General features: G+C 69.6%; 21 protein-coding genes. 16 read left to right on the top strand and 5 right to left on the bottom strand.

Annotated elements, in window-relative coordinates; all coding sequences use genetic code 11:
- Positions 1 to 43: 43 nt before the first annotated feature.
- The gene (locus OV208_RS03070; RefSeq protein WP_267572288.1) at positions 44 to 2,002 is read left to right on the top strand and encodes a PAS domain S-box protein; all 1,959 of its coding nucleotides are present in this window, start codon (positions 44 to 46) and stop codon (positions 2,000 to 2,002) included.
- Positions 1,992 to 3,914, top strand: coding sequence for an ATP-binding protein (locus OV208_RS03065; protein ID WP_267572287.1), 1,923 nt, complete (start codon positions 1,992 to 1,994; stop codon positions 3,912 to 3,914). The genes OV208_RS03070 and OV208_RS03065 overlap by 11 nt, the downstream gene beginning before the upstream one ends.
- 26 nt (positions 3,915 to 3,940) lie before the next feature.
- On the opposite strand, the gene OV208_RS03060 is transcribed toward OV208_RS03065, so the two are convergent.
- Positions 3,941 to 4,816 carry a general secretion pathway protein GspE gene (locus OV208_RS03060; RefSeq protein WP_267572286.1) on the bottom strand — a complete coding sequence of 292 codons (876 nt, stop codon included), beginning with the start codon at positions 4,814 to 4,816 and terminating at the stop codon, positions 3,941 to 3,943.
- Between the two features lie 313 nt (positions 4,817 to 5,129).
- On the opposite strand from OV208_RS03060, the gene OV208_RS03055 reads away from it, so the two are divergent.
- The 4 genes from OV208_RS03055 to OV208_RS03040 all read left to right on the top strand — a co-directional run bounded on the left by OV208_RS03055 (position 5,130) and on the right by OV208_RS03040 (position 7,841).
- Positions 5,130 to 5,873 carry a MotA/TolQ/ExbB proton channel family protein gene (locus tag OV208_RS03055; RefSeq protein ID WP_120539693.1) on the top strand — a complete coding sequence of 248 codons (744 nt, stop codon included), beginning with the start codon at positions 5,130 to 5,132 and terminating at the stop codon, positions 5,871 to 5,873.
- A gap of 155 nt (positions 5,874 to 6,028) precedes the next feature.
- Positions 6,029 to 6,517 carry an ExbD/TolR family protein gene (locus OV208_RS03050; protein ID WP_120539694.1) on the top strand — a complete coding sequence of 163 codons (489 nt, stop codon included), beginning with the start codon at positions 6,029 to 6,031 and terminating at the stop codon, positions 6,515 to 6,517.
- A gap of 17 nt (positions 6,518 to 6,534) precedes the next feature.
- Positions 6,535 to 7,101 (top strand): ExbD/TolR family protein, encoded by a 567-nt coding sequence (locus OV208_RS03045; protein ID WP_267572285.1) that lies wholly within the window; start codon positions 6,535 to 6,537, stop codon positions 7,099 to 7,101.
- An 89-nt stretch (positions 7,102 to 7,190) separates the two neighbouring features.
- Positions 7,191 to 7,841, top strand: a complete 651-nt coding sequence (locus OV208_RS03040) for an HAD family hydrolase (protein WP_267572284.1) — start codon at positions 7,191 to 7,193, stop codon at positions 7,839 to 7,841.
- Positions 7,842 to 7,916: 75 nt separating this feature from the next.
- Here OV208_RS03040 and OV208_RS03035 read toward each other — a convergent pair whose 3' ends face one another.
- Positions 7,917 to 9,035: a fatty acid desaturase family protein gene (locus OV208_RS03035; RefSeq protein ID WP_267572283.1), complete on the bottom strand. Its 1,119-nt coding sequence runs from the start codon at positions 9,033 to 9,035 to the stop codon at positions 7,917 to 7,919.
- 357 nt (positions 9,036 to 9,392) lie between these two features.
- On the opposite strand from OV208_RS03035, the gene OV208_RS03030 reads away from it, so the two are divergent.
- Together OV208_RS03030 and OV208_RS03025 are read left to right on the top strand one after the other, a co-directional pair.
- The gene (locus OV208_RS03030; RefSeq protein WP_267572282.1) at positions 9,393 to 9,596 is read left to right on the top strand and encodes a cold-shock protein; all 204 of its coding nucleotides are present in this window, start codon (positions 9,393 to 9,395) and stop codon (positions 9,594 to 9,596) included.
- A 92-nt stretch (positions 9,597 to 9,688) separates the two neighbouring features.
- Complete coding sequence (locus OV208_RS03025; RefSeq protein ID WP_193349608.1) at positions 9,689 to 9,880, top strand: hypothetical protein; 192 nt, start codon at positions 9,689 to 9,691, stop codon at positions 9,878 to 9,880.
- A gap of 96 nt (positions 9,881 to 9,976) precedes the next feature.
- Here OV208_RS03025 and OV208_RS03020 read toward each other — a convergent pair whose 3' ends face one another.
- A complete protein-coding gene (locus tag OV208_RS03020) occupies positions 9,977 to 10,204 on the bottom strand; it encodes a hypothetical protein (protein WP_120584807.1) in 228 nt (75 codons plus the stop codon).
- Positions 10,205 to 10,382: 178 nt separating this feature from the next.
- Between OV208_RS03020 and OV208_RS03015 the strand changes: the two genes are divergently transcribed.
- Positions 10,383 to 12,884: an MASE1 domain-containing protein gene (locus OV208_RS03015; protein WP_267572281.1), complete on the top strand. Its 2,502-nt coding sequence runs from the start codon at positions 10,383 to 10,385 to the stop codon at positions 12,882 to 12,884.
- Positions 12,885 to 12,888: 4 nt separating this feature from the next.
- On the opposite strand, the gene OV208_RS03010 is transcribed toward OV208_RS03015, so the two are convergent.
- Complete coding sequence (locus OV208_RS03010) at positions 12,889 to 13,482, bottom strand: YqaA family protein (protein WP_267572279.1); 594 nt, start codon at positions 13,480 to 13,482, stop codon at positions 12,889 to 12,891.
- Positions 13,483 to 13,605: 123 nt separating this feature from the next.
- On the opposite strand from OV208_RS03010, the gene OV208_RS03005 reads away from it, so the two are divergent.
- The 5 genes from OV208_RS03005 to trxA all read left to right on the top strand — a co-directional run bounded on the left by OV208_RS03005 (position 13,606) and on the right by trxA (position 18,538).
- Positions 13,606 to 14,262, top strand: a complete 657-nt coding sequence (locus OV208_RS03005; protein ID WP_267572277.1) for an LON peptidase substrate-binding domain-containing protein — start codon at positions 13,606 to 13,608, stop codon at positions 14,260 to 14,262.
- Positions 14,263 to 14,367: 105 nt separating this feature from the next.
- Positions 14,368 to 16,257 (top strand): NAD(+) synthase, encoded by a 1,890-nt coding sequence (gene nadE, locus OV208_RS03000; protein WP_267572276.1) that lies wholly within the window; start codon positions 14,368 to 14,370, stop codon positions 16,255 to 16,257.
- Between the two features lie 192 nt (positions 16,258 to 16,449).
- Positions 16,450 to 17,601, top strand: a complete 1,152-nt coding sequence (locus tag OV208_RS02995; protein WP_267572275.1) for a hypothetical protein — start codon at positions 16,450 to 16,452, stop codon at positions 17,599 to 17,601.
- Between the two features lie 183 nt (positions 17,602 to 17,784).
- Entirely contained in the window at positions 17,785 to 18,108 is a 324-nt protein-coding gene (locus tag OV208_RS02990) for an FKBP-type peptidyl-prolyl cis-trans isomerase (protein ID WP_267572274.1), read from the top strand.
- A gap of 43 nt (positions 18,109 to 18,151) precedes the next feature.
- Positions 18,152 to 18,538 (top strand): thioredoxin, encoded by a 387-nt coding sequence (trxA, locus tag OV208_RS02985; RefSeq protein WP_120538779.1) that lies wholly within the window; start codon positions 18,152 to 18,154, stop codon positions 18,536 to 18,538.
- 39 nt (positions 18,539 to 18,577) lie between these two features.
- On the opposite strand, the gene OV208_RS02980 is transcribed toward trxA, so the two are convergent.
- Positions 18,578 to 19,477 carry a hypothetical protein gene (locus tag OV208_RS02980; RefSeq protein WP_267572273.1) on the bottom strand — a complete coding sequence of 300 codons (900 nt, stop codon included), beginning with the start codon at positions 19,475 to 19,477 and terminating at the stop codon, positions 18,578 to 18,580.
- Between the two features lie 117 nt (positions 19,478 to 19,594).
- Here OV208_RS02980 and OV208_RS02975 point away from each other — a divergent pair, with 117 nt between their 5' ends.
- Together OV208_RS02975 and OV208_RS02970 are read left to right on the top strand one after the other, a co-directional pair.
- Positions 19,595 to 22,144, top strand: coding sequence for a TonB family protein (locus tag OV208_RS02975; RefSeq protein ID WP_267572805.1), 2,550 nt, complete (start codon positions 19,595 to 19,597; stop codon positions 22,142 to 22,144).
- Complete coding sequence (locus tag OV208_RS02970; protein WP_267572272.1) at positions 22,141 to 22,971, top strand: hypothetical protein; 831 nt, start codon at positions 22,141 to 22,143, stop codon at positions 22,969 to 22,971. The genes OV208_RS02975 and OV208_RS02970 overlap by 4 nt, the downstream gene beginning before the upstream one ends.
- Positions 22,972 to 22,982 lie beyond the last annotated feature (11 nt).

Genomic DNA, 22,982 nt, shown 5'->3' with positions numbered 1-22,982 from the left:
GTGTAGACTCCGTGCCCCCTCGCACCGGAGTCTTCCGCCCCCCGTGTCGGCCCCGTCGGAACCCGCCTTCGGCATCGTCCTCGTCCCCCCGGTCTCGGTTGCCCGCGAGCCCCTGAACGCCGCCGCCGAGCGCGCGGGGCTGCGCGTGGTGGACAACCCGGACGATGCCGCCCTGGCGTTGGTGGACCTCACCGCTCCGGGCTGCGGCCCGGCCGTGGTGGAGCTGCTCACGTCCCTCAACGGTCCGCACCTCACGCTCATCGCGCTGGTGTCGCCGGATCCGCGTGGCTTCGCCGCCGTTGACACGCTGCGCCCCGCGGACATCCTCACCCACCAGGGGCTGCCGCACGAACTCACCTGGCGCCTGCAGCGTGCCGCCGAACGCCACCGCGAGCGCGAGGAACAGGCCCGCAGCCAGACGGACCTGGCGCTGCTGTTGGAGCTCACCGCCGACTACGCGGAGAGCTCCGACGTGGAAGCGCTCCTGCACGGCGTGACGCGGCGCCTCGCGGAGCAGTTGGACATCGCGCGCGCCACGCTGGTGATGCTGGGGGGCGGCGCGGACGAAGGCGTCATCGTCGCCGCCAGCGACGACCCGGGCCTCAAGGACCTGAGAATCGACCTGGCGCGCTACCCCGAAATCCGCGAGGTGGTGCGCACCGGCAAGCCAGTGGTGATGCAGGAAGCCGCCACGCATCCGCTGCTGGGCGACCTGGAGCGCCGGGCCGTGGCCGCGCGAGGCATCCACGCCATCGCCGCGCTGCCCCTGCCCATCCGAGGCGAGGTGCGGGGCGTGTTGCTCCTGCGCGCGGCCGGACGGCGCCGGACCTTCAGCACGCGCGAAATCGACTTCCTCACCACGGTGGCGCACGCGACGGCGGTGGCCCTGCGCAGCGCCTCGGTGCTCCAGTCGGTGCAGACCGCGCGGCTGGCGGCGGAGGAGAAGGCCGCGTCCTTCAAGCCCTACCAGCTCTTCTTCGCGCACGTGAGCGAAGGCGTGGCCATCCTGGACGACAAGGCCGGGGTGCTGTCGCTCAACCCCTCCGGCGCGCAGATGCTGGACACGCCCGCGAACGAAGCGCGCGGCAAGCACCTGAATCAAATCACCCAGCCCCTGGACGAAGGCGTCCTGATGGAGCTGGTGACGTCCGCGTCGCGGGGCGAGGCGCGCTCGGGGGTGGACGTGGTGGTGCGCACGCCCGCGGGTCGCTGCCTCACGCTGTCCATGTCCGCGGCGCCGCTGCGCGACGAGGACGCGGCCACCATCCTGTCCTTCCGCGACGTGACGGACGCGCGCAAGCTGGAGGACGAGCTGCGCAACACGAAGGACTTCCTGGAGCGGCTCATCGACTCGTCGGTGGACGCCATCATCGCCGCGGACCTGAAGGGGCGCATCATCCTCTTCAACAAGGGCGCGGAGGCCATGTGCGGCTACTCCGCCGCCGAGGCCCAGGAGAAGCTCACCGTCCTCCAGTTGTATCCGCCCGGCGTCGCGCAGCGGGTGATGGCGCAGATCCGCAGCCCGGAGCTGGGTGGTCGCGGCCGGCTGTCGCTCATCCGCCAGGAGCTGGTGCACCGCTCCGGGGAGCGGGTGCCCGTGAACATGACGGCCTCCATCGTCTACGAGGGCGGCCGCGAGTCCTTCAGCGTTGGCATCTTCACGGACCTCCGGGACCGGGTGCAGTTGGAGCGCAAGTTGTCGGACGTGGAGACGCGGCTGGAGGAGAGCGAGAAGAGCGCGGTCATCGTCGCGCTCGCCGGCACCGCGGCCCATGAGCTCAACCAGCCCCTCACCTCCGTGATGGGCTACGCGGAGCTGCTCAAGCGCAAGCTCAAGGAGGAGGACTTCGCCTGGAGGCCGGTGGACATCATCTACCGCGAGGCGGAGCGCATGGCGGAGATCGTCCGGAAGATCGGGAAGATCACCCGCTACGAGACGAAGTCGTACGTGGGAGCGCAGCAGATCCTCGACCTCGACAAGGCGACGTCCCATGAAGAGTGAGGTCCGCGCCGTGCGCCCGCCCGGAACCCCGACTCCGGACGCCTTCCAGGCCTTCTTCGACGCGCTCGACGAGCCCGCGGCCCTCTGTGACGCATCCCTGCGCGTCTCGGCCGTGAACCCCGCGCTGCGCCGCTTCTGCGAGGCGCACGGCATTGGCGTGGACGTCGTGGAGGAGGCCCTGTCCGGTGCCAGCGTCCCCGACGATGGCCAGGCCCACGAGGTGGACCTGGTGCTGGCGAGCGGCACCTCGCTGGTGCTCACCCTGTCGCGCAAGGCGGACACCGTGGCGGTGCGCGCCCGCGTGGACACGGAGGTCATCAGCGGACGGCTGGTGGTGGCCGAGCGGGCCCTCCTGGAGCAGGCGCGCACCGAAGGCGTGCTGCTGGACCTGGGCCGCAGCGTGGCGGAGGTGGGCGGCGAGGAGGAGCTGGTGGCCGCGGTGGCGCGCGGGGTGAAGGAGCTGTTTCCCGCCCGCTCCTTCTGCATCCGCATCGTGGACGCGCGCACCGGAGGCCTGACATCGCTCTACGCCGAAGGCCGGCTCAAGGAGGGCGCGCACGAACCGCTGGTGCTCTTCCAGCGCTCGGTGGAGAAGACGAACCTGTCGCTGACCTCCCTGCCGCAGGGCCGGGTGTCCATCTCGGAAGAGGTGCCGCTGCTCTTCCACGGCAGCACCCGCGCGGTGAGCGCCCCGCTGGTCGCGAGCGGCCAGCTCTTCGGCGCCATCAACATGGAGTACCCGGACGGCCTGGACGCGGACATCGCGCACGACGAGCGCGTGCTGCTCCAACTCGCCAGCCAGGTCGCGGTGGCGGTGAAGAACGCCAAGCTCATCGATGAGCTGACGTTCGTGCGCAAGTACCTGGAGGAACTGCTGGAGAAGGCCAACGCGCTCATCCTGGTGGTGAACCGGGACAAGCAGGTGGTGGTCTTCAACGAAGCGCTGAGCGCGCTCACCGGCCTCTCCAAGGAGCAGGTGCTGGGGCGGGATTTGTCCTCGCTCGTGGCGGACAGCGAGCAGCTCAGGCTCGCCCCGGTGCTGGCGGCGGCCATGCGCGGCGAGTCGGTGAACAACTTCGAGACGCGCCTGCTCACCCACGACGGCGGCGAGGTGCGCGTGTCCTTCGCCACCTCCTCCATGCTCACCCAGCCGGGCGAGGTGGAAGGCGTCATCGCCATCGGCCAGGACGTCACGGTGGTGAAGGAGCTGGAGAAGCGCATCATCCACGCGGAGAAGCTGGCCTCCATTGGCCAGCTCGCGGCCAGCGTGGTGCATGAAATCAACAACCCCATGACGGCGGTGGCCACCTACGCGGACGCGCTGCTCCAGCGCTCGCGCCTGACGCCGGGCGCGAACCCGGCGGACCAGGAGAAGCTGCGCAAGATTCTTGAGAGCAGCCACCGCATCCTGCGCTTCACCCGCGACCTGGTCAGCTACGCGCGGCCCGCGCAGGACCGGCCGGAGCGCGTGGCCCTCAACGCCGTCGTGGACATGGCGGTGGGCTTCTGCGAGCACGTCGTGTCCCAGGCGCGCGTCACCGTGCACCGCGAGTACGCGGGCGACGTGCCGCCGCTGGCCGCCGTGCGCGCCAACCTGGTGCAGGTGTTCGTCAACCTCATCACCAACGCGTGCCACGCGATGCCGCCGGGCGGCGCCGTGCACCTCGTCACCGCGCAGGATGGGCAGGAGGCGGTGGTGCGCGTGCGCGACACCGGCACCGGCATCGAGCCGCGCAACCTGTCGCGCATCTTCGAGCCCTTCTTCACCACCAAGCCGGAAGGCCGCGGCACCGGCCTGGGCCTCTCCATCTGCCAGGGCATCGTGGAGAACCACGGCGGGCGCCTCTCCGTGGAGAGCACCGTGGGGCAGGGCACCACCTTCACCGTGCGACTGCCGCTGGCCGTGGACTGACGTTCCCCAAGGCCGCGCGGGGGGCTTCAGCCCTCGCCGGCCTCGTCGTCCAGTTCGCGCCGGAACTCCTCGCTCGACAGCAGGCCCTTGCGCGCCATGATGCGCATCAGCGCCCAGAAGCGGCGCTCCAACTCCTCCAGCCGATCCGGCTCTTCGCGAGCTGCCTGACCGAAGAGGTAGTCCAGGTCGTCCAGGACACCGCCTGCGGGCGGTTTAGGCTTGTCTTGCGCCGGGCTCGGGCTCGCGCCACCACTCCGGCGCCGCTTCGCCTGCTCCTCGCGCTCCCGGATGAGGTCCGCAAGCGACGTGCGCTGCGTCTTCTCCGACGCTGGCAGCTCCTCCCCGACGATGACCTCCTCGTCGTCATCCACCGGCACTGGCGCGCGCGGGGGCGGAGCGGGCCTTGCTGGCCTTGCAGGCGCCGCGCCCGGCCCCCCCGTCCTGGGACCGGCCGCCACGGGGACCTTGTGGTAGTAGCGCAGGATGGCGCCGCGCACCGCGGACAGCGCCGTCACCCGACCGCTGACCTTCAGGCCGCTGGTGAACTCGATTTCCTCGATTGCGGTGAGGTTGAGTGGATCCGCCATGGCCACCACCAACTGGCGCCGGCCTCCCACGCTCTCCAACGCGAAGGGGAACAGGTCGTGCTGTTCGCAGAAGCGCGCCCGGAGCAGGTGCACCGCCGCCCAGTCCGGGGTGAGCGCCGCCAGGTCCACCTGGGGCATCTCCAGCGCTTCACTCAGGGCCTGGGCGAGTGTCGCCTCCGTGATGGCGCCCTGACCGATGAGCGTCACGCCCAACCGCTGCCGCGTCTGCCGCTGGGCCGTCAGCCCTGCCTCAAGCTGGGCGGGCGTGATCGCGCCACGTTCCACCAGCAGCTCCCCGATGCGCTTCCTGGCCATGGTTTCCCGCCCTAGCACGGCCTTTGGAGGCTCCCAAATCGCCGGCACGCTTGTCGCGGAAGCCGCTGGGAAGGGCTCGCCATGCAACCTGTCCAGTAGCTTGGCAAGCCGCGCGCCAACGCAAAATTCCTGTGAGATTTCAGTAACTAACGCTGGGGGTGGCTGCCTTGACACGTCTGGAAGCGGTTCCTAGACTCGCGCCACCGTGATCCCTTATTCCTGCTAACTGCCTGGGTGGATGTCCACCCGGCGGGAAGCAGTCCGGAACGGCTCGCAAGCGCGAGCCTCGCCGCCCATTTGGAGGCCATCAGTGATGAACCTGGGGTTTGTGACCAATCTGTCCATTCTTGCCAACGCAGGCGGCGGCAACGAATCGTTCATGCAGGAGCTGGGTCGCCGCTGGGAGTCCGGTCAGGCGGGCATGTACCCCATCGCGCTGTGCCTCGTGGTGGCGCTGGCCATCATCGTCGAGCGCAGCATCGTCCTGTTCGGCAAGGCCTCCATCAACAAGGAAGGCTTCCTGCGCGGGCTGAAGAAGCACATCTACGCGGGCGACCTGGACAAGGCCATCAACTACGTGGCCGGCCAGAAGAACACGCCGCTGACGAACGTCGTCAAGGCCGGTCTGATGAACGTCCCCAAGGGCCAGGACGAGGTCCAGGCGGCGCTCGACGAGGCCAGCCTGCGTGAGACGCCCCGGCTGGAGGCGCGCACGGGCTACCTGGCGATGCTCGGCAACGCGGCCATGCTCGCCGGTCTGCTCGGAACGGTGAACGGTCTCATCACCTGCTTCGAGGCCGTGGCGAACGTGAACCCGGCCGACAAGGCGACCATTCTCGCGAACGGTATTTCTGAAGCCATGAACTGCACGGGCTTCGGTCTGCTGACCGCCATCCCGGCGCTGGTCGCCTTCTCCGTGCTGATGGGCCGCACCCAGAGCATCATCAACGACATCAATGAGACCAGCGTCTCCGTGCTGAACCTCATCGTGGCCAACCGCGACAAGTTCAAGAACCTGAACATCCCCGCGTCCGCCCACGCGCACGCCGAGGAGTAGTCCTCCTCGAAGCAGCGTCAGGTTGGAACCGGATGCACCGGCGCGCTGTCTGATAGCCCCGAAGTGGTGGACCCAGACAGTCGCGTCCGTTCCCAGAGTCTTCTTGAAACGTCGTTCGTGCGCGAAGAGCGCGGTAGAGCAGGGAGGTAGTCGCCATGGCCGGCGGAATGGATCTGGGCACAGGTGGAAAGGGTGGCAAGAAGCCGCTCGATACCGCCATCAACATGGTGCCCTTCATCGACCTGATGGCAGTGACCATCAGCTTCCTCATCATGACGGCGGTCTGGACCCAGATCGGCCGTCTTCAGGTGTCGCAGGCCGGCGGAGCCTCTTCGGACGAACAGCAGGAGGAGGAGAAGACCAAGACGGTCCAGCTCACCCTCCTGGTGTCTCCCACGGAGATGCGACTCACCGCCGACCAGAGCGCCTTCGACCCCATTCCCCTCACCCGGGATGACAAGGGCCGGCCGGACCTGACCAAGCTGGTGGCGCGCTTCAAGGAATTGAAGGCGCAGCTGCCGGATCAGGCCGCCATCACCCTCCAGACCGAGGACCTGGTCCGCTACGAGGACCTGGTTCGCATCATCGACGAGTGCATTGGCTCTGGGTTGCCCCAGGTGTCCGTGTCCGCGGCGATGGGCTAACAGGAGCACTTCAAGCCATGGGTATCAAGGTTCCGGGCAAGCGGTACGGCAAGCGGCTGGAGCACTCCAAGGTGTTCGGCCACGGTGGGCACGGCAAGAAGAACGGGAACGCCGACCTGCTCATCACGCCCCTCGTCGACATGTTCGTCATCATCGTGCTCTTCCTCATCGCGAACTTCTCCGCGACGGGCGAGGTGCTGATGATGACCAAGGACATCGTCCTTCCCGAAGCGGTCAACGTGAAGGAAGTGGAGATGCACCCGGTGGTGATGGTGTCCAACGACCAGGTCAGCGTGTCGGGCACCATCGTGGGCCGGGTGGAGGACCTCACCAAGGACGAGTACCTCAACATCCCCGCGCTGGAAGAGAAGCTGCGGGACATGAAGAAGCAGTTCGAGGACCTCCACTCCATGGCGGGCGGCACGGACACCTTCAAGGGGGACGTGAACATCCAGGCCAACAAGGACGTTCAGTTCAAGGTCATCAAGCGCGTGATGTTCAGCTGCGCCACGGCGGGCTACAACAACATCAACTTCGCCGTCATCCAGGCCGGTGGTGAGAAGACCGCCGCCGCCGCGCACTAGGCTTCGACGCTTCGCTCCTGAAGTTCACGGACGCCCTGACCCCTTCGTGGGTCGGGGCGTTCTCGTTTTGAAGAAAGGCTTCCTTCGTCATGCCCCTTGGCGCCGTGCTCTTCGACCTGGATGGGACGCTGGTGGATTCGCTGGGGGACATCGCCGCGGCGATGAACCACGCCCTTGTGCACCACGGCCTGCCCCCGCACCCGGAGGCCGCCTACCTGCGCTTCGTGGGCGAGGGCGTGTCCCAGCTCGCGCACCGGGCCACCGGCGGGGCGGACCCTGCCCTCCAGGGCCGCGTGCTCTCCACGTACCATGGCTACTACGACGCCCACCTTTTCGACCGCACGAGCCCCTACCCGGGCGTGGTGGAGATGCTCCAGGCGCTCGCGGCGGACGGCCTGCCGCTGGGCGTGCTCAGCAACAAGTCCGACGACTTCGTGAAGCGGCTGGCCGCGCGGCTGTTGCCCGGGGTGTCCTTCGCGGCCGTGTACGGCGAGCGTCCGGGCATCCCGCGCAAGCCGGACCCCACCGCGGCGCTGGCCCTGGCGGCGGAGCTGGGCGTGGCGCCTGCCGCGTGCGGCTTCGTGGGGGACACCTCCGTGGACATGGACACCGCGAAGGCGGCGGGCATGTACGGCGTGGGCGTCACCTGGGGCTTCCGGCCGGCGGAGCTGGAGGCACACGGAGCAAAGGCCGTCGTGTCCTCGGCGGCGGACCTGCTGGCCGCGCTGCGCGCCGCCTGAGGCCCCAAAGCGAAGGGGCCGCCTCCCTGGAAGGAGGACGGCCCCTGGAGGCTTCCCGACGTTACCCGCGGTGGATCAGGCGGCCACGGCCAGCTTCGGCTCGGGGACCTGCACCGGCGCGCGGCTCAGCTGCTTGAGCATCCGGTAGTGCGACCCCACCGCGCCCAGGAAGGTCTCCGACTCCGGGTAGGGCAGGCCGTGCTCCTTGGCGGTGGCTTGCACGATTTCGCTCAGCGCCGGGTAGTGGATGCTGCACACCTTGGGGAACAGGTGGTGCTCGATTTGATAGTTGAGCCCGCCCACGTACCAGCTCAGCAGGCGGTTCTTGCGGGCGAAGTTCGCCGTGGTGCGCAGCTGGTGCACCATCCACGCGTCCTCCACGGCGCCGGCGGCGTCCGGCAGGGGGAACTCGGTGCTCTCCACCACGTGGGCCAGCTGGAAGACGATGCCCAGGATGAAGCCCGCGGTCATGTGCATGGCGAGCAGGCCCACCACGAACTGCCACCAGGTGACGTTGAGCACCATCCACGGAATCACCAGCGTCCAGCCGTAGTACACGACCTTCATGACGATGAGGCGGGCCCACTCGGCCGGCGCGTGCTTCTTGTCCTTGTAGGGGCCCAGGTCCTTCTGGAAGAAGTACTTGTAGTCCTTGGCGAACACCCAGAAGACGGTGGTCAGCGAGTAGGCCAGGAACGCGTACAGGTGCTGCGCGCGGTGGTACGCCTTCCACTCGGAATGGGGTGACAGGCGCAGCTGCGGGCTGACCGTCAGGTCCTCATCCATGTTCTGGATGTTCGTATACGTGTGGTGCAGCACATTGTGCGTGATGCGCCACATGTAGCTGTTCGCCCCGATGAGGTCGAACGCCAGGCCCACCACCGAGTTCACGCGCGCGTTGTCGCTGTAGGAGCCGTGCACGCCGTCGTGGCCCACGCAGAAGCCGATGCCCGCGATGCCCACGCCCATCAGCACCGCCATGCCCAGCATGGCCCAGGGACCGAACCACCCCGTGAGCAGCAACCCGTAGACGCCGAACGTGAAGCCCAGGATGGCCAGGGCCTTCACGTACATGGCGCCGTTGGCCCGCTGGGACAGGTTTCGGGTCTCGAAGTATTCAGAGACCCGACGCTTGAGGTCCTCAGCGAAGGACGCATCGCGCTGGCCGAAGGTCACACGGGTGGGGTTCGTCACAGGGGGGGACGCCTCATGGGTCGGGACGGCAGGGGTAGAACGGGACCGGCGTCCCCAGGATAGGCGACGTCGGAGTGGAAGTGTCCAGGCCTGGCAACTATTCCTGAACACCCGGCCGGCGGAGGGGTGTTACTCCTGGCTGGCTGGTGCGTCGGCCAGCGGGAAATGGACCCGCCCAAGAAGGCGTTTCACCGCACGACCTGGGTTGTTACCTTCGACGGCGTGAAGCCAGGACGGGAGTGGTTCCCGGCTCGACTTCATGCCTGTTCAGGGTTAAGGCGCCGTCTAGGCCCCGAAAGTTAGGGGCGGGCAGGGTGGCGATGAAGCCTTTCTGCCAGTGGGACAAGGAAGCAGATTATGGCAAGCGGTACGGTGAAGTGGTTCAATGATGCGAAGGGCTTCGGTTTCATCACGCAGGACAGTGGTGGTCCGGACGTGTTCTGCCATCACACGGCGATCTCGGCGGATGGTTTCCGTACCCTGGCCGAGGGCCAGAAGGTGGAGTTCGAAGTGAAGAAGGGCCCCAAGGGCCTGCAGGCGGAGAACGTCCGTCCGGTCTGAGCCTTCCGGCTCGGCTGACTCTTCACTCACCCACGAGGTCCGGCCTTGACGAGGCCGGACCTCTTTTTCGCTAATTTTTCCCGGGAGGTCCCATGCAGGGAAGGTCCACGAAGCGGCAGAAGGAAATGGCGCGCCAGCAGAAGCAGCGTGAGAAGGACACCAAGAAGGCCGAGCGCAAGACGGAGAAGGATCAGCGTCCCGAGCGCGTTGCCGGTGACGTCGATCCGGACATCGCCGGCATCATCCCCGGGCCGCAGCCGCTGCCTGATGCGTTCAACGACTGATGCGGTGCGCATGAAAAACCGCCCCGGCCTGTGAAGGCGCCGGGGCGGCGATTGGGAGGGGGCTGGAAGGCCCCTTTTTCATGTCCGGACGGTGGATCAGCCGGTGCCGTAGCGCAGGCGCTCGCGGTCCTTGTCCTCCGCGCGGTTGTAGGCGGTGGCCGCGGCGATGACGTGACACACCCAGCCCAGCAGCCCGCCCGTGCCCAGCCAGAAGCCGGGGGTGATGATGAGCCAGAAGACCCCGCGCAGGATGTCTCCGTTGTAGATCTGCCCCACGCCAGGGATGAAGAACGACAGCAGCGCAGCAAGACCGGGACGCGACATGGATTCGTTCCTCCTTGTCCCCTGATACGGCCCGGCGGGGAGCCCATTGCATCCCCTGTCGGACAGCGCCTGCCTGGCGGGCAGGCGGGTGGAAGCATGGGGTGCAACGCCTCCGCGTCCCCGCTAGCATGACGCATGTTCCTCCGGCCCGGATGTCTGGCCTGGAGGTACGGGGGGAGTGATCATCCAAGCTCGGCATCAGGCCCGTGTGGCGGCGTTCCAGGGTGGGGGCCTCGTGGAGGTCATCGCGTTGGCGGGCGTGTACCTCGCGGCCGCGCGAGCGGGCCTGTCGCTGGCGGCGGAGGGCAGCCACATTAGCGCTGTCTGGCTGCCGTCGGGCGTGGCGCTGGGTGGACTGCTGCTGTGCGGCGTGTCGCGCTGGCCCGCCGTGTTCCTGGGCGCGTGGGTGGTGACGCTCTCGCAGGACGTCTCCGCCCTGGTGGGCCTGGGGGTCGCCGCCGGGGCCACCCTGGAGGCCGTGCTGGGGGCCCTGCTGCTGCGCCGGGTGTCGTGCTCCAGGGAACTGCACCGCGTGCGCGACGTGGTGTGGCTGGGCGGTGGGGCCGCGCTGGGCGCGCTGCTGGGGTCCGGCCTGGGCACGCTGAGCCTGGTGCTGGGGGGCCTGGTGCCCCGCGCGCAGTGGGTGCCCTCCGCGTGGCTGTGGTGGATGGCGAACCTGCTGGGCATGTTGCTGGTGACGCCGCCGCTGCTGCTCCTGTTCCGGCCCTGGCGCGCGCGCTGGACGTGGGAGGCGTGGGTGCTGCCGGTAACGACGGTGGCGGTGTGCGTGGGCGTCTTCGCCTTCCTGCGGCCGGGCTCCGGGGAGGCGCACGCGCTGATGTTCCTGCTCTTCCCGCTGTCGGCCTGGGCGGCCCTGCGCTTCGGGCCCCGGGGCGCGGCGCTGGCCTCGCTGTTCATCGCCCTGGTGGCCATCGCCAGCACCGCGCGGGGGTTGGGGCCGTTCTTCACGGCGGACTCACCGCCCCACGGGCTGGTGGTGTTGCAGCTCTTCATCGGCATCACCACGCTGACGGGCCTCCTGCTCGCGGCCGTAAGGGCCGAGCGCCGCGAGGCGGTGGAGATGCTGGAGCTGCTCGCCACCACCGTGCGCGCGGTGCACGAAGGCGTGCTCATCTGCGAGGTGCGCGAGCCGGGCGTGCTGCACACGGTGTTCGTCAACGAGGCCCTGTGCACGCTGGTGGGCCGGCGGCGCGAGGAGCTGGTGGGCGCCGCGCCCGGGACGCTCCTGGCGTCGGGCGACGGCGAGGACCCCCGGCGGCTGGCGGAGGCGCTGCGCGAGGAGCGTTCGCTGCGCGCGGAGGTGGTGCTCAGCCGGCCGGATGGCACGCGCGTGTGGAGCGAGATGCAGTTGTCCCCGGTGCGCGCCAACGCTCAGGGCGTGACGCACTTCGTGGCCACCCACCGCGACGTCACCGCGACGAAGGAGCTGCAGGCCCGGCTGGTGGCCGCCGAACGCGTGGCCGCGGTGGGCACGCTGGCCGCGGGCGTGGGCCATGAAATCAACAACCCGCTGGCCTACCTGGTGCTGAACCTGGAGGCCGCGGAGCGCGCGCTCGCGGCGGAAGGCACGGCGGCCGCCAAGGGCGTGCGCGACGCACTGAACAGCGTGAGAGGGGCCCAGGAGGGCGCCGAGCGCATCCGCCTCATCGTGAAGGACCTGCGGGTGTTCAGCCGCGAGGAGTCGCCCGAGCACGGGCTGGTGGACCTGAACGCGCTGGTGCCGCCCGCGGCGCGCGTCGTGCTCCATGCGCTGCGGCCCCGTGCGCGGTTGGTGGAGTCGTTTGGTCCGGTGCCCCGGGTGCTGGGCAGCGAGGCGCGGCTGGGGCAGGTGCTGCTCAACCTGCTGGTGAACGCGATGCAGGCCATCCCCGAAGGCGCCCCTGAACGGCACGAGGTGCGCGTGCGCACCAGCACGGATGCGTCCGGCCACGCGTGCGTGGAGGTGGAGGACACCGGCGGGGGCATTCCGCCGGACGTGCTGCCGCGCATCTTCGACCCGTTCTTCACCACCAAGGGCAGCGAGGAGGGCACCGGTCTGGGGCTCGCCATCTGCCAGCAGATCGTCCGCGCGCACGGGGGCGAACTGCGCGTGCACAGCGTACAGGGCCAGGGCGCCACCTTCACGCTGCTCCTGCCGCCCGCGCCCGTGCAGAGCGTGGGGCTGTCCACGCTGCCCACCGCCTCCTCCCGTCCGGACGCGCGCGACGCGGCGGCGTCCTGGCCGCCGGTCTCCTCCGCGCGGAGGGGGCGGGTGCTCATCGTGGACGACGAGCCCCGGCTGGCGCAGTCCATGCGCCTGCTCCTGGAGCCCTTCCACGACGTCGTCACCGTCACGGACGGCGAGGCCGCGCTCGCGCGGGTGGTGGAGGGCGAGTCCTTCGACGTGGTGCTGTGCGACCTGCAGATGCCGGGCATGGACGGCATCGCGGTGCACCGGCGGCTGCTGGCCCAGGCGCCCGCGCTGGTGTCGCGGCTGGTGTTCATCTCCGGCGGCGCGTCGTCACCGGAGGCGCGGGCGTTCGTGGAGACGGTGGCCAACCGGGTGCTGGAGAAGCCGGTGCGTCCGGACGTGCTGCTGTCCACGGTGGAGGCCACGCTCGGCGGCGGGCCCCCGGAAGTGACGGCGCGGGACGCGGTGGGCGCCACGCGCCACGGCTAGCGCGTCAGACGCGCAGCCACTTGCGCGCGGTGGGCCCGAAGAAGCGCACCACGCTGCCCACCAGGAAGAAGCGCACCGAGCGGCCGATGACGGACGCCAGCAGGAACTGCCCCAGCGGCACGGACACCAGCCCGCTGCCAATGGCGACGATCTTGAACGGCGTGGGCAGGATGGAGCACAGCAGCGCCAGCACCCAGAAGTTGCGCCCCAGCAATTCGCCCACCGTGCCGGACACGCCGAAGCGGTCCACGCGCACGTTCAGGTCGATGTGCAGCAGCTGCGTGATGCCTTCCCCCACGAACGCGCCCAGCCCGTAGCCGATGAGGCCTCCCACCAGGCTCGCCAGGGTGCCCAGCAGGCAGTAGCGCACCCACTTCTTCGGCTGGGCGAGCACCATGGGGACCAGGATGGCGAACGGGGGGATGGGGAAGACGGACCCGTCCACCACCGACACCGCCATCATCGTGGCCAGCGCGTGGGGCGTGGAGGCGGCGGCTTCCACGCGCAGGTACGTCCGACGGTACCAGGAGACCTTCGGCGCTTCAGCCGGGGCCGGGGTGGTCGGGGAGGGAGGGACAGGAGGGTCGATGGAGGACATGCGGCGGCGCACCCTAGCGGAACCCGGGGCCCTTGCCATCGCCGTCCCGTCCAGGATGCCTGCCTGATTGGAATGCGAGAGGTGCCCCACGGGCTTAGAACCAGGAGAAGGGTGCTCCCAAAAATGACCGCTCAAGAACGCGTGGAACGCGCCGCCAGTGCGCTGAAGGTCTTTCCGTTGCCGTCGGCGGTCCTGTTTCCCCACACCGTCATCCCCCTGCACATCTTCGAACCCCGCTACCGGGACATGGTCCGCGACGCGCTCGCCACCGACCGCGTCCTGGCGCTGGGCCAGTTGGAGGCCGGGTGGGAGGGCTCCTACGAGGGCCGGCCCACCCTGCAACCCATGCTCTGCGCGGGGGTCATCGTCTGGGACGAACAGGTGGAGGACGGGCGCTACAACATCCTCCTGCAGGGCGTCAGCCGGGTGCGCGTGGTGGAGGAGCTGCCCGCGGACAAGCTCTACCGCCAGGTGCGCGCCCAGGCGCTGCCGGACCTGCCCTACACGGGGCCGGAGGAGGAGCAGCTTCGCCAGGCCGTCTTCGAACTGGCGGGCAGGGTGCCGCCCTCGTTCGCGGAGAACCTGCTGCCGGTGGCCGCGCGCGCGGGCGGCGGAATGCTGGCGGACGTGGTCGCCTCCGCGGTGGTGCCAGACCCCGAGCGGAGGCAGGAACTGCTGGGGGAGCAGGACGTCCGACGCCGGCTGGAACGGGTGCTGGAGGACCTGAGCGACCTGTTGGGCCAGTTGCAGCCGGTGCGCCCCAGCGGTCCGCTGAACTAGGGGTGAACCAGGGGCTGGAAGAGGGCTTGCCCTGGCCACCCCTCCCGCGCATTGCTGGGCCCACAGGGGGCCTTCAGGGAGGTCCCCCAGGGAGAGCGACGCACCATGCGGCTCGTGAAGATTGGCATCGCCAGCGTCAACACCACCGTGGGCGCCTTCCAGCAGAACACCGACCGGGCGCTGGAGATGGCGCGGAAGATGGCGGCCGAGGACGTCACGCTGGGCGTCTTCCCCGAACAGGTCATCGCCGGCTACCCCGCGGAGGACCTGGTCCAGTGGCAGGGCTTCATCGACCACCAGTGGCCGGAGCTGGAGCGCTTCGCGAAGCAGACCGCGGCGCACGCCACGGTCTACATCGTGGGCGTGGCGGTGGCGCACCAGGGCGTGCGCCTCAACTGCGCGGCGGTGGTGGCGGGCGGGCGGGTGCTGGGGCTCGTGCCCAAGGAGAAGCTGCCCACCTACAACGTCTTCTACGAGGGCCGCACGTTCGGCCACGGCCAGCCGGGCATGGCGGAGACGCACCGGGGCGTGCCGCTGGGCGACTACCTGTTCCAGTTCGACTTCGGCGTGGTGGCCCCGGAGGTGTGCGAGGACATCTGGAGCGCGGATGGCCCCATGCGCCGCCGCGCGTACTCCGGCGGCGAGCTGGTGGTGAACCTGTCCGCGTCCCCCTTCCGACTGGGCTTCTGGGACACGCGGCGTGAGCTGCTGGCCACGCGAGCCTCCGACCACCAGGTCACCATCGCGTACGCGAACGCGGTGGGCAGCAACGACGGCCTCATCTTCGACGGCGGCGGCTTCATCAACCAGAACGGCCGCCCCGTGCTGGAGACGCCGCGCTTCCAGGAGGGCTACACCACCGCGGTGGTGGACCTGGACCGCACCCTGCGGCTGCGCACGGAGAACACCACCTGGCGCGTGGACCGCGAGTCCTGGGTGACGTCCGGCGGGCAGAAGGTGCCCACCGTGGACTGCACGCAGTTGAAGACGAAGCGCGACACGCTGGCCTACCCGGTGCCCGCGCACCGCAGCTTCTTCCTGCCCGCGCCGGACACCCGCCGCCCCGCGCGCGTGGCGCTGTGCGAGGACATCCTGGACGCGCTGGCGCTGGGCGTGGGCGACTACTTCGAGAAGACGCGCGCCTTCAAGCTGTTCGGCATCGCGCTGTCGGGTGGCCGGGACTCGCTGCTCACGCTGCTCATCGCGCACCGGTACGCGAAGCGCGCGCGGCCGGAGAACCCGGGCTCGCTCATCCAGGCGTTCTACATGCCCAGCCCCTACTCCAGTCAGCAGACGCGCGACGCGGCGGAGACCATCGCGCGCGAATTGGGCGTGGCCTTCCAGGTGGTGTCCATCGAGGAGGCCTTCGAACGGGAGAAGGCCGCGGCTCAGCAGATGCTGGGCGACACGAAGCTCACGCCCATCACGGAGCAGAACATCCAGGCCCGCATCCGCGCACAGCGCATGTGGAACTGGAGCAACTCCTGCGGCGGGCTGTTCCTCCAGACCGGCAACATGAGCGAGAAGTCGGTGGGCTACACCACCATCGGCGGCGACTTGATGGGCGCGCTCGCGGTCATCGCCAACGTGCCCAAGACGGTGGTGATGTACCTCTTGGACTACCTCCAGGAGACCACCGGCTACGAGGGCATCCGCAAGGTGCTGGCCAAGCCCGCGGGCCCGGAGCTCGCGCATGACCAGGTGGGCGAGGAGGAGCTGATGCCCTTCCCCATCCTGGACGCGTGCTTCTACCTGCACGCGGGCGAGAAGCTCACGCCGTCGGAGATGCGCACCGCGCTCACGGCGATGTTCCCGGAGGTGGAGGCCGCGCGGCTGGGGGGCTACGTGGACCGCTTCGTGAAGCTGTTCCAGCAGTCCATCTACAAGTGGGTGCAGGCCCCGCTGTCGCTGCACATCGGCAACCTGGACCTGGACCGGGAACGCGCGCTGCAATTGCCTGTCGTCACCGGTTCGGCGTGGCTTCGCGACGCCTGAAGGATGTCTGCCATTGACGCAGGGGAGGGAGGCGGACGGGCCCTTCTCCCCTGTGAAGTGGCTCTGAAACCACGTCTCCTCGCCTGCTGGGGGGACAGGCGTTTCGGCTGTCCTTGAGTCCCCGTCAATGGCTTGCCGGATGTGGCTCGCACGACAACCTTCATGTCAGTCAGTCGACGATGGAGGTATGGGATGAAAGCGAAGATTCTGGCGGGCGCCATCGCGGCGCTCATGTACGGAACGGGTGCGGCGGCGGCGGAGAAGGAGTGCCCTCCAGGGCAGGCCGCGGTCCACAAGGACAAGGCCCACAAGGACAAGGACAAGAGCGCCCAGGTGGCGCCTGAGACCGTCCAGGAGGAGGACATCATCCTCGAGGAGGTGCCGAAGGATGACTCGCTCCAGGGGACGGGGGGCAGCGGTTCCGCGTCGATGGATGGCTCCCAGAGCTCGAGCACCGGAGGCAGCGGTGCCATCTACCTGAACCAGGAGCTGCGCTGCGAACCGGTGGAGCAGTCGGGGACGGGCGGCAGCGGCGGCATCATGGAGCCGCAGTCGAGCGCGCCCGTAGCGCCCCCGCCTCCCGCGGCGGCCCCCGTGGCGCCCACGCCGCCTCCGCCTCCCGCGGCGGCCCCCGTGGCGCCCACGCCGCCTCCGCCTCCCGCGAGTAACATGGGCACCCACGACAGCCAGCTGTCGGGCACGTCGTCCAGCGCGGACGCCACGGGTGGCAGCGGCATCGCGCCGGCGCCGGCCACGGACTTCCGCCCTTCCGCGACGTCTGATGACATCAAGCCGCTGGAGGTGGAGAAGAAGAGCAAGAGCAAAACGAAGGGCCTGACGCTGCTCATCGGCGGTGGTGTGGAAGGCTACACCGGCGCCCTGGCTCCGCAGCTGGCCCCCGGTCCGTCCGCGGGTGTGACGGCGTCGATCAAGCCGACGTCCGTGCTGGGCATTGAAGTCGGTTACTCCGGCGCCTTGAACAACATCAAGGACGCGGGGGTCTTCGGTGCCAACGACGGTCCAGACCTGGTCCGCAACGGTGGTCAGGCGGCCCTGACGCTCGCCATCACTCCGACGCCGGTGCAGCCGTACCTGCTGGGCGGCATCGGCATCAGCAACTACCACTTCCGCGGTGGCGAAGCGCTGGGCTACAGCGATGACACCGTCGGCAACGTGCCCGCGGGTGTGGGTCTGCGCGGCCACTTCGGTCACTTCACGGCGGACCTGCGCGGTAGCTACAACTTCCTGTTCGACAAGCAGTTCGCTCCCAACATCGAGAGCGGCGGCGATCCGTCGGGCGGTGGTAGCTACAACGCGTCGCTGAACGTGGGTGGTACGTTCTGAGCTGAAGCCTGAATGAAGACATCCATGGCAGGAACTGGCGGCGGGGTGTCCGGAATCGACGGGCGCCTCGCCGCCCTCCTGCTTTTTTCACCGAGCGGGCGGGCATTCAGGGCGGCGGAAGGCTGCGAGCGCCGTTAAAGTGCGCATTTTTCCAGGGTGGATTCCCACCAAGGAGTCGCGCACATGGGCTTGGGCATTGAAGACGTGAAGGTGGGGACCGGGACCGAGGCCACGGCGGGCAAGAAGGTCACCGTGCACTACGTGGGCACGCTCACGGACGGCAAGAAGTTCGACAGCAGCCGCGACCGGGGACAGGGCTTCTCGTTCAACCTGGGCGGGGGTCAGGTCATCCAGGGGTGGGACCAGGGCGTCGCCGGCATGAAGATTGGCGGCATCCGCAAGCTCACCATCCCGCCGGAGCTGGGCTATGGCGCTCGCGGCGCGGCCGGCGTGATTCCCCCGAATGCCACGCTGCTGTTCGAGGTGGAGTTGTTGGAAGTTCGTTAGGACCCGACCTTCACCCCCAGACACCGGAAAAGAGAGGCCGTTCATGGCGACGCTCGAGATCACGAAGGACAACTTCAAGGAGACGGTGGGCAAGGACGGCATCGTCGTGCTGGATTGGTGGGCGACCTGGTGTGGCCCGTGCCGCGCGTTCGCGCCCGTGTTCGAGAAGACGTCCGAGCTGCACAAGGACATCGCGTTCGGGAAGATCGACACCGACGCGCAGCCGGACCTGTCCGGCGCCTTCCAGATCCGCTCCATCCCCACGCTGATGGTGTTCCGGGATGGCATCCTCCTGTTCGAGCAGCCAGGCGCGCTTCCCCAGGCGGCGCTGGAGGACCTCATCAAGCAGGTCCGCGCGCTGAACATGGACGACGTGAAGCGCGAGGTCGAAGAGCAGCGCAAGGCCAAGGGCAGCGCCCCGGAAGCCTGACGTCTGGCCGAGGCCCTGCCCGTTCGCGGGCAGGCGCCCCTACGGCGCGGCGGCGGTGCAGACCCCGCCGCCATTCAGGTGCGCCTGGTCCACGATGCTCTGGGTGACGAACGCCTGGAGCGTCCTCAGGTCATAGGCACCGGGTTGGTAGACGACCGGTTGCCCCTGGGCGTCCCGGAGCTCACCGCCGTCCAGCCCGTGCAGGTCCAGCAGGTCCTGGGACGCCAGCCCCTCCGGGGTGATGGCGTGGTTCGCGTCCGCCGTGGCGGCGATGGCTTCGAAGCGAAGCTGCACGCCACGGTGGGTGCCCAGCCGGTCATAGAACATGTGCTCGGCGTGGATGGTGATCTCCGCCTCCGCCACGGAGCCCTCCGGCACCACGAGGCCCTGCGTCCCGTCCACGCCGTTGATGCAGTCCACCATCCGCGCGTTGACGGGGAAGCCCATGCGGAAGGTGTAGAGGCCCCGGGCGGGGTCGCGGTGTTGCGCGTGGCCCTCCACGAAGTAGCTGAAGCCGCGCTCGCGCATCATCGCCAGGTCGTCAGCGGACACGGCGTCGCCCGCGACGGTGCGCGCCTCCGGCGGACTCACCCGGAAGGCCACGCCGTAGCGTCCTGCCTCCAACCCCGTCAGCCCGCTGAGTGGCACGTCCTCCTTCTGCACGTCCACCAGCACGTGCTCCGGTGAGGCGTGCACGTCCCCGGCCGCGGAGGTGAGGGTGAAGTCCCCCACGGACACAAGGTACTTGCTGAACTGCACGGACCAGCTGTCCTGGAAGAGGTGATCCGCGTAGCCGCGCTGCGTGCCGTCGCCTCCGCTCAGCGTCAGCCGCACGTCACCCCGGGCCGCGGTCTCCCCGCAGCCGGTGGCCGCGAGCCCCAGCGTCCCCAGCAACAGGGGAAGGCGCTTCCACCGGGCCTGGTTGCGTCGAATGCTCATGCAGCAGGTTGGTATTTGTAACATGGTTGCAAGTCAAGCGCGGGTTGCGATATCCACGGGTCGCTGTCTGGAGGACCGCCTGCGTCGGGTGGTCACCGTCGAGCGAGGTCGTTGCCTGTGTTCATCCCGACGCTGGTGCTCTGGCTGTTGAGCGCGTCGCCCGAAGTTCCCGTGACTCCCCCCGTGCCAGTGGACGCCGCGCCGCCCGTGATGCCGGCGGACGCGTCCGCGTTGACGCAGCCCGTGCACGTGCTGCTGCGCCTGACGATTGACGACACGGGCGAGGTGTCCCGGGTGGAGGTGCGCGAGTCGGGCGGTGTGCTGTTCGACCGGGCGGCGATGGCGGCGGCCCTGCGCTGGCGCTTCGAGCCCGCGCGCCGGGGGGGCGTGCCACTGGAGGTCCAGGTGGACGTGCCGGTGACGTTCGAGCCGTTTGTGTCACCACCGGATGGGGCGACGTTGCGTGCCGAGGACACCGACGCCGCGGCACCCGTTGACGGTGGGGCTGCTGCTCCCCCCCGCGTCTCGCCCTCCACTGACGCGGAAGGAAACGCTCCTCCTCCGGGCCCGAAGCCGCCGTCGTTCTCCACCACGGTGCGGGGACAGTCCGTCGCGCCGCCTCCCGTGGCGGTGGGCGACTTCCACATCACGGTGGGACAGCTCGCGGACGTGCCTCGCAACTCGGCCACGGACCTGCTGTTGCTGGCGCCGGGGGTGATGCTCGCGAACCACGGCGGGGAGGGCCACGCGGAGACCATCTACCTGCGCGGCTTCGACGCGGGCGAGGGCAAGGACGTGGAGATGCGCCTCAACGGCGTGCCCCTCAACGAGGTCTCCCATGCCCACGGCCACGGCTACGCGGACACGTACTTCATCATCCCGGAGCTGGTGCAATCACTGCGCGTGACGGAGGGACCCTATGACCCTTCACAGGGTGACTTCGGCGTGGCGGGCACCGTGGACTACCAGCTCGGGCTGGAGCGCCGGGGCATCACCGCGTCCGCCAGCTACGGTAGCTTCGCGTCGCGCCGGCTGTCCCTGGTGTGGGGACCTCCCGAGTCCACCGACGCCACCTTCGTCGGCGTGCTGCTGCGCCAGGGCCACGGCTTCGGCCCCAACCGCGCGTACGCGAACGCGGGCCTGATGGCCCAGACAGAGCTGCGCCTGGGACCGGAGACGCGGCTGCGCCTGTTCGGCGCCAGCTACGGCGCGCGCTTCTCCACCGCCGGTGTGGTGCGCGAGACGGACGTCGTGGACGCGCGCTTGCCCTGTGACGCGGACGCGGACTCGCAGTTCTTCTGTCTCTACGACCCGAACCAGGGAGGCGCGAGCCAGCGGCACCTCGCGTCCGTGGAGCTGGTGTCGCGGCTGGAGCGCGGTGGGCGCTTCGTGCAGCAGGCCTTCGCGGTGACGCGCCAGATGCGCAGCCGGGAGAACTTCACCGGCTTCCTCCAGGACACGCCCCCGGTTGGCGAAGCGCAGCGCGGTGACAACACCGAACAGTCCTACCAGGGCACCACCGTGGGCCTGCGAGGGCGCTACACCCCGGGCCTCACCTGGGCGGGCCAACCCCAGCCGCTGGAGCTGGGGTACGTGGCCCGCTACGACAACGTGCACACCCGCGCGCGACGCCTGCGCGACAAGGGCGGCGCGCCCTATGCCACCGTCTTCGACAACCAGGTGCGCACCACGAACCTGGGCGCGTACCTGTCGCTGCGAGGGGCCCCCCTGGAGTGGCTCACGCTCCGGGGCGGCGTGCGCGTGGACACCTTCCTGTTCGGCGTGGAGGACCTGAACCGTCCGGAGTCGGACCGGCAGGGCTCGCGCATCCCCGAGGAGTCCGTGGAGGCCTACGGGTTCTTCGCCAGCCCCCGTGCCAGCGCCGAGGTGCGCCTGACGCCCCAGCTCACGTGGCTGACCAGCGCGGGCCTGGGCGCGCGCTCCAGCGACGCCGCGGGCCTGTCCGACGCGGAGTTCGCGCCGTACGCACGGGTGACCTCCGGTGAGACGGGCCTGGGTTGGCGCTGGGCCGACGACGCGGGCGCCTCCGCGCTGGAGGTCCGGGGCGCGGTGTTCGCCACGCGCGTGTCGCAGGACCTGGTGTTCAGCGAGACGACGGGGCGCAACCAGCCCATTGGCCCGTCGCAGCGGCTGGGCGCCTTTGGCACCGCGCGCTTCCAGTGGAACCAGCGGCTGGACGTGCAGGCGAGCCTCGCGTGGGCCCGTGCCACGCAGCCGCTGCCCGGTGCGTCCTCGTGGCGCCTGTGGGACGGCGCGGTGATTCCGTACATCCCGCAGGTGCTGGGCCGGGTGGATGCTGCGTGGCGCGGCACCGCCACGGTGGCCCGGCAGCCGGTGGGGTGGAGCCTGGCGTTGGGGCACAGCGCCATCGGGCCCAAGCCCCTGCCGTTGGACCGCTACAGCGAATCCATCTTCCTCTTCGACGTGGCGGCCCGCGCCCGCTGGCGCGCCGTGGAGCTGGGCGTGACGGTGGAGAACGTGCTGGACGCGCGCTGGCGCGAGTCCGAGTTCAACTACGTGTCCAACTTCCGTGGCCCCGACGCGCCCGCGTCCCTGCTGGCCACGCGCCACTTCTCCGCCGGTGCCCCGCGCACCGTGCGCGGCACCCTCACCGTGTACCTGGACCTCCAGGAGGACCGGCCATGACCTCTGCCTTGCGTCCCTCGCGTCGTGCCTTCACGTGGCTTCTGGGTGGTGCGCTCGTGGCGGGCGTCCACGCGTGCGGGCTGTCCGGCACCGGCGGTCGGAGCATCACCTTCCGCATGGGCCTGCGCACGGCCCTGGCGCCCGGTGAGGACACCGTCGGCGTCTTCACCACCGACACGGGCTGGCGCGTGGCGCTCACCACCGCGCGCATGGTGCTGGGCCCCATCTACCTGTTCGAGAAGGCCTCACCGCTCCAGCCCCAGGCCCTGCTGCGCCGCGTGGGCGACCTGCTGCTGCCCACCGCGCACGCACACGAAGGGGACTTCTTCTCCGGCGGGCGCGTGCTGGGCGAGTGGGACCGGGAGGTGGTGTTCGACCTGCTCGCGCAAGCGGGACAGGCGCGGGTGCTGGGGCAGTCCCCGGGCATCGCGGGCGTGGCGCGCTCGCTGTCGCTGCTGCTCCAGCCGCCTTCCCGGGCGCTGGGGGCGGAGGGTGACGTGATGGAGGGCCGCTCCCTGTTCCTGGAAGGCGTCGCGACGCAGGCGGATGCGCGAGTGCCCTTCCGCATCGCCATGGACTTCCCGCCACCCGTGGAGCTGCAACGCGTGGACTTCGTTCCCATCCAGGCGGACCTGGACGACGAGGGGTTGTTCTGTCTGGAAGCGCAGCCGCACCGCTGGTTCACGGGCACGCGCTTCGAACGGCTGGCGGTGCCGGCCGACGGCACCCCGGTGGACGTGGGACCGGAGACCCAGGTGCACCGCGCGCTGAGCGTCAACGTGCGGCGCTTCGATGCCTTCACCGGGGCGTGGGAGCCCGCGGTCTGAAGGGGAGGGCG

It is taken from the genome of Corallococcus sp. bb12-1 (assembly GCF_026626765.1).
Lineage (GTDB): Bacteria > Myxococcota > Myxococcia > Myxococcales > Myxococcaceae > Corallococcus > Corallococcus terminator.
The sequence above is the reverse complement of the archived record's forward strand: the minus strand, read 5'-3'. Positions and strand labels throughout refer to the sequence as shown.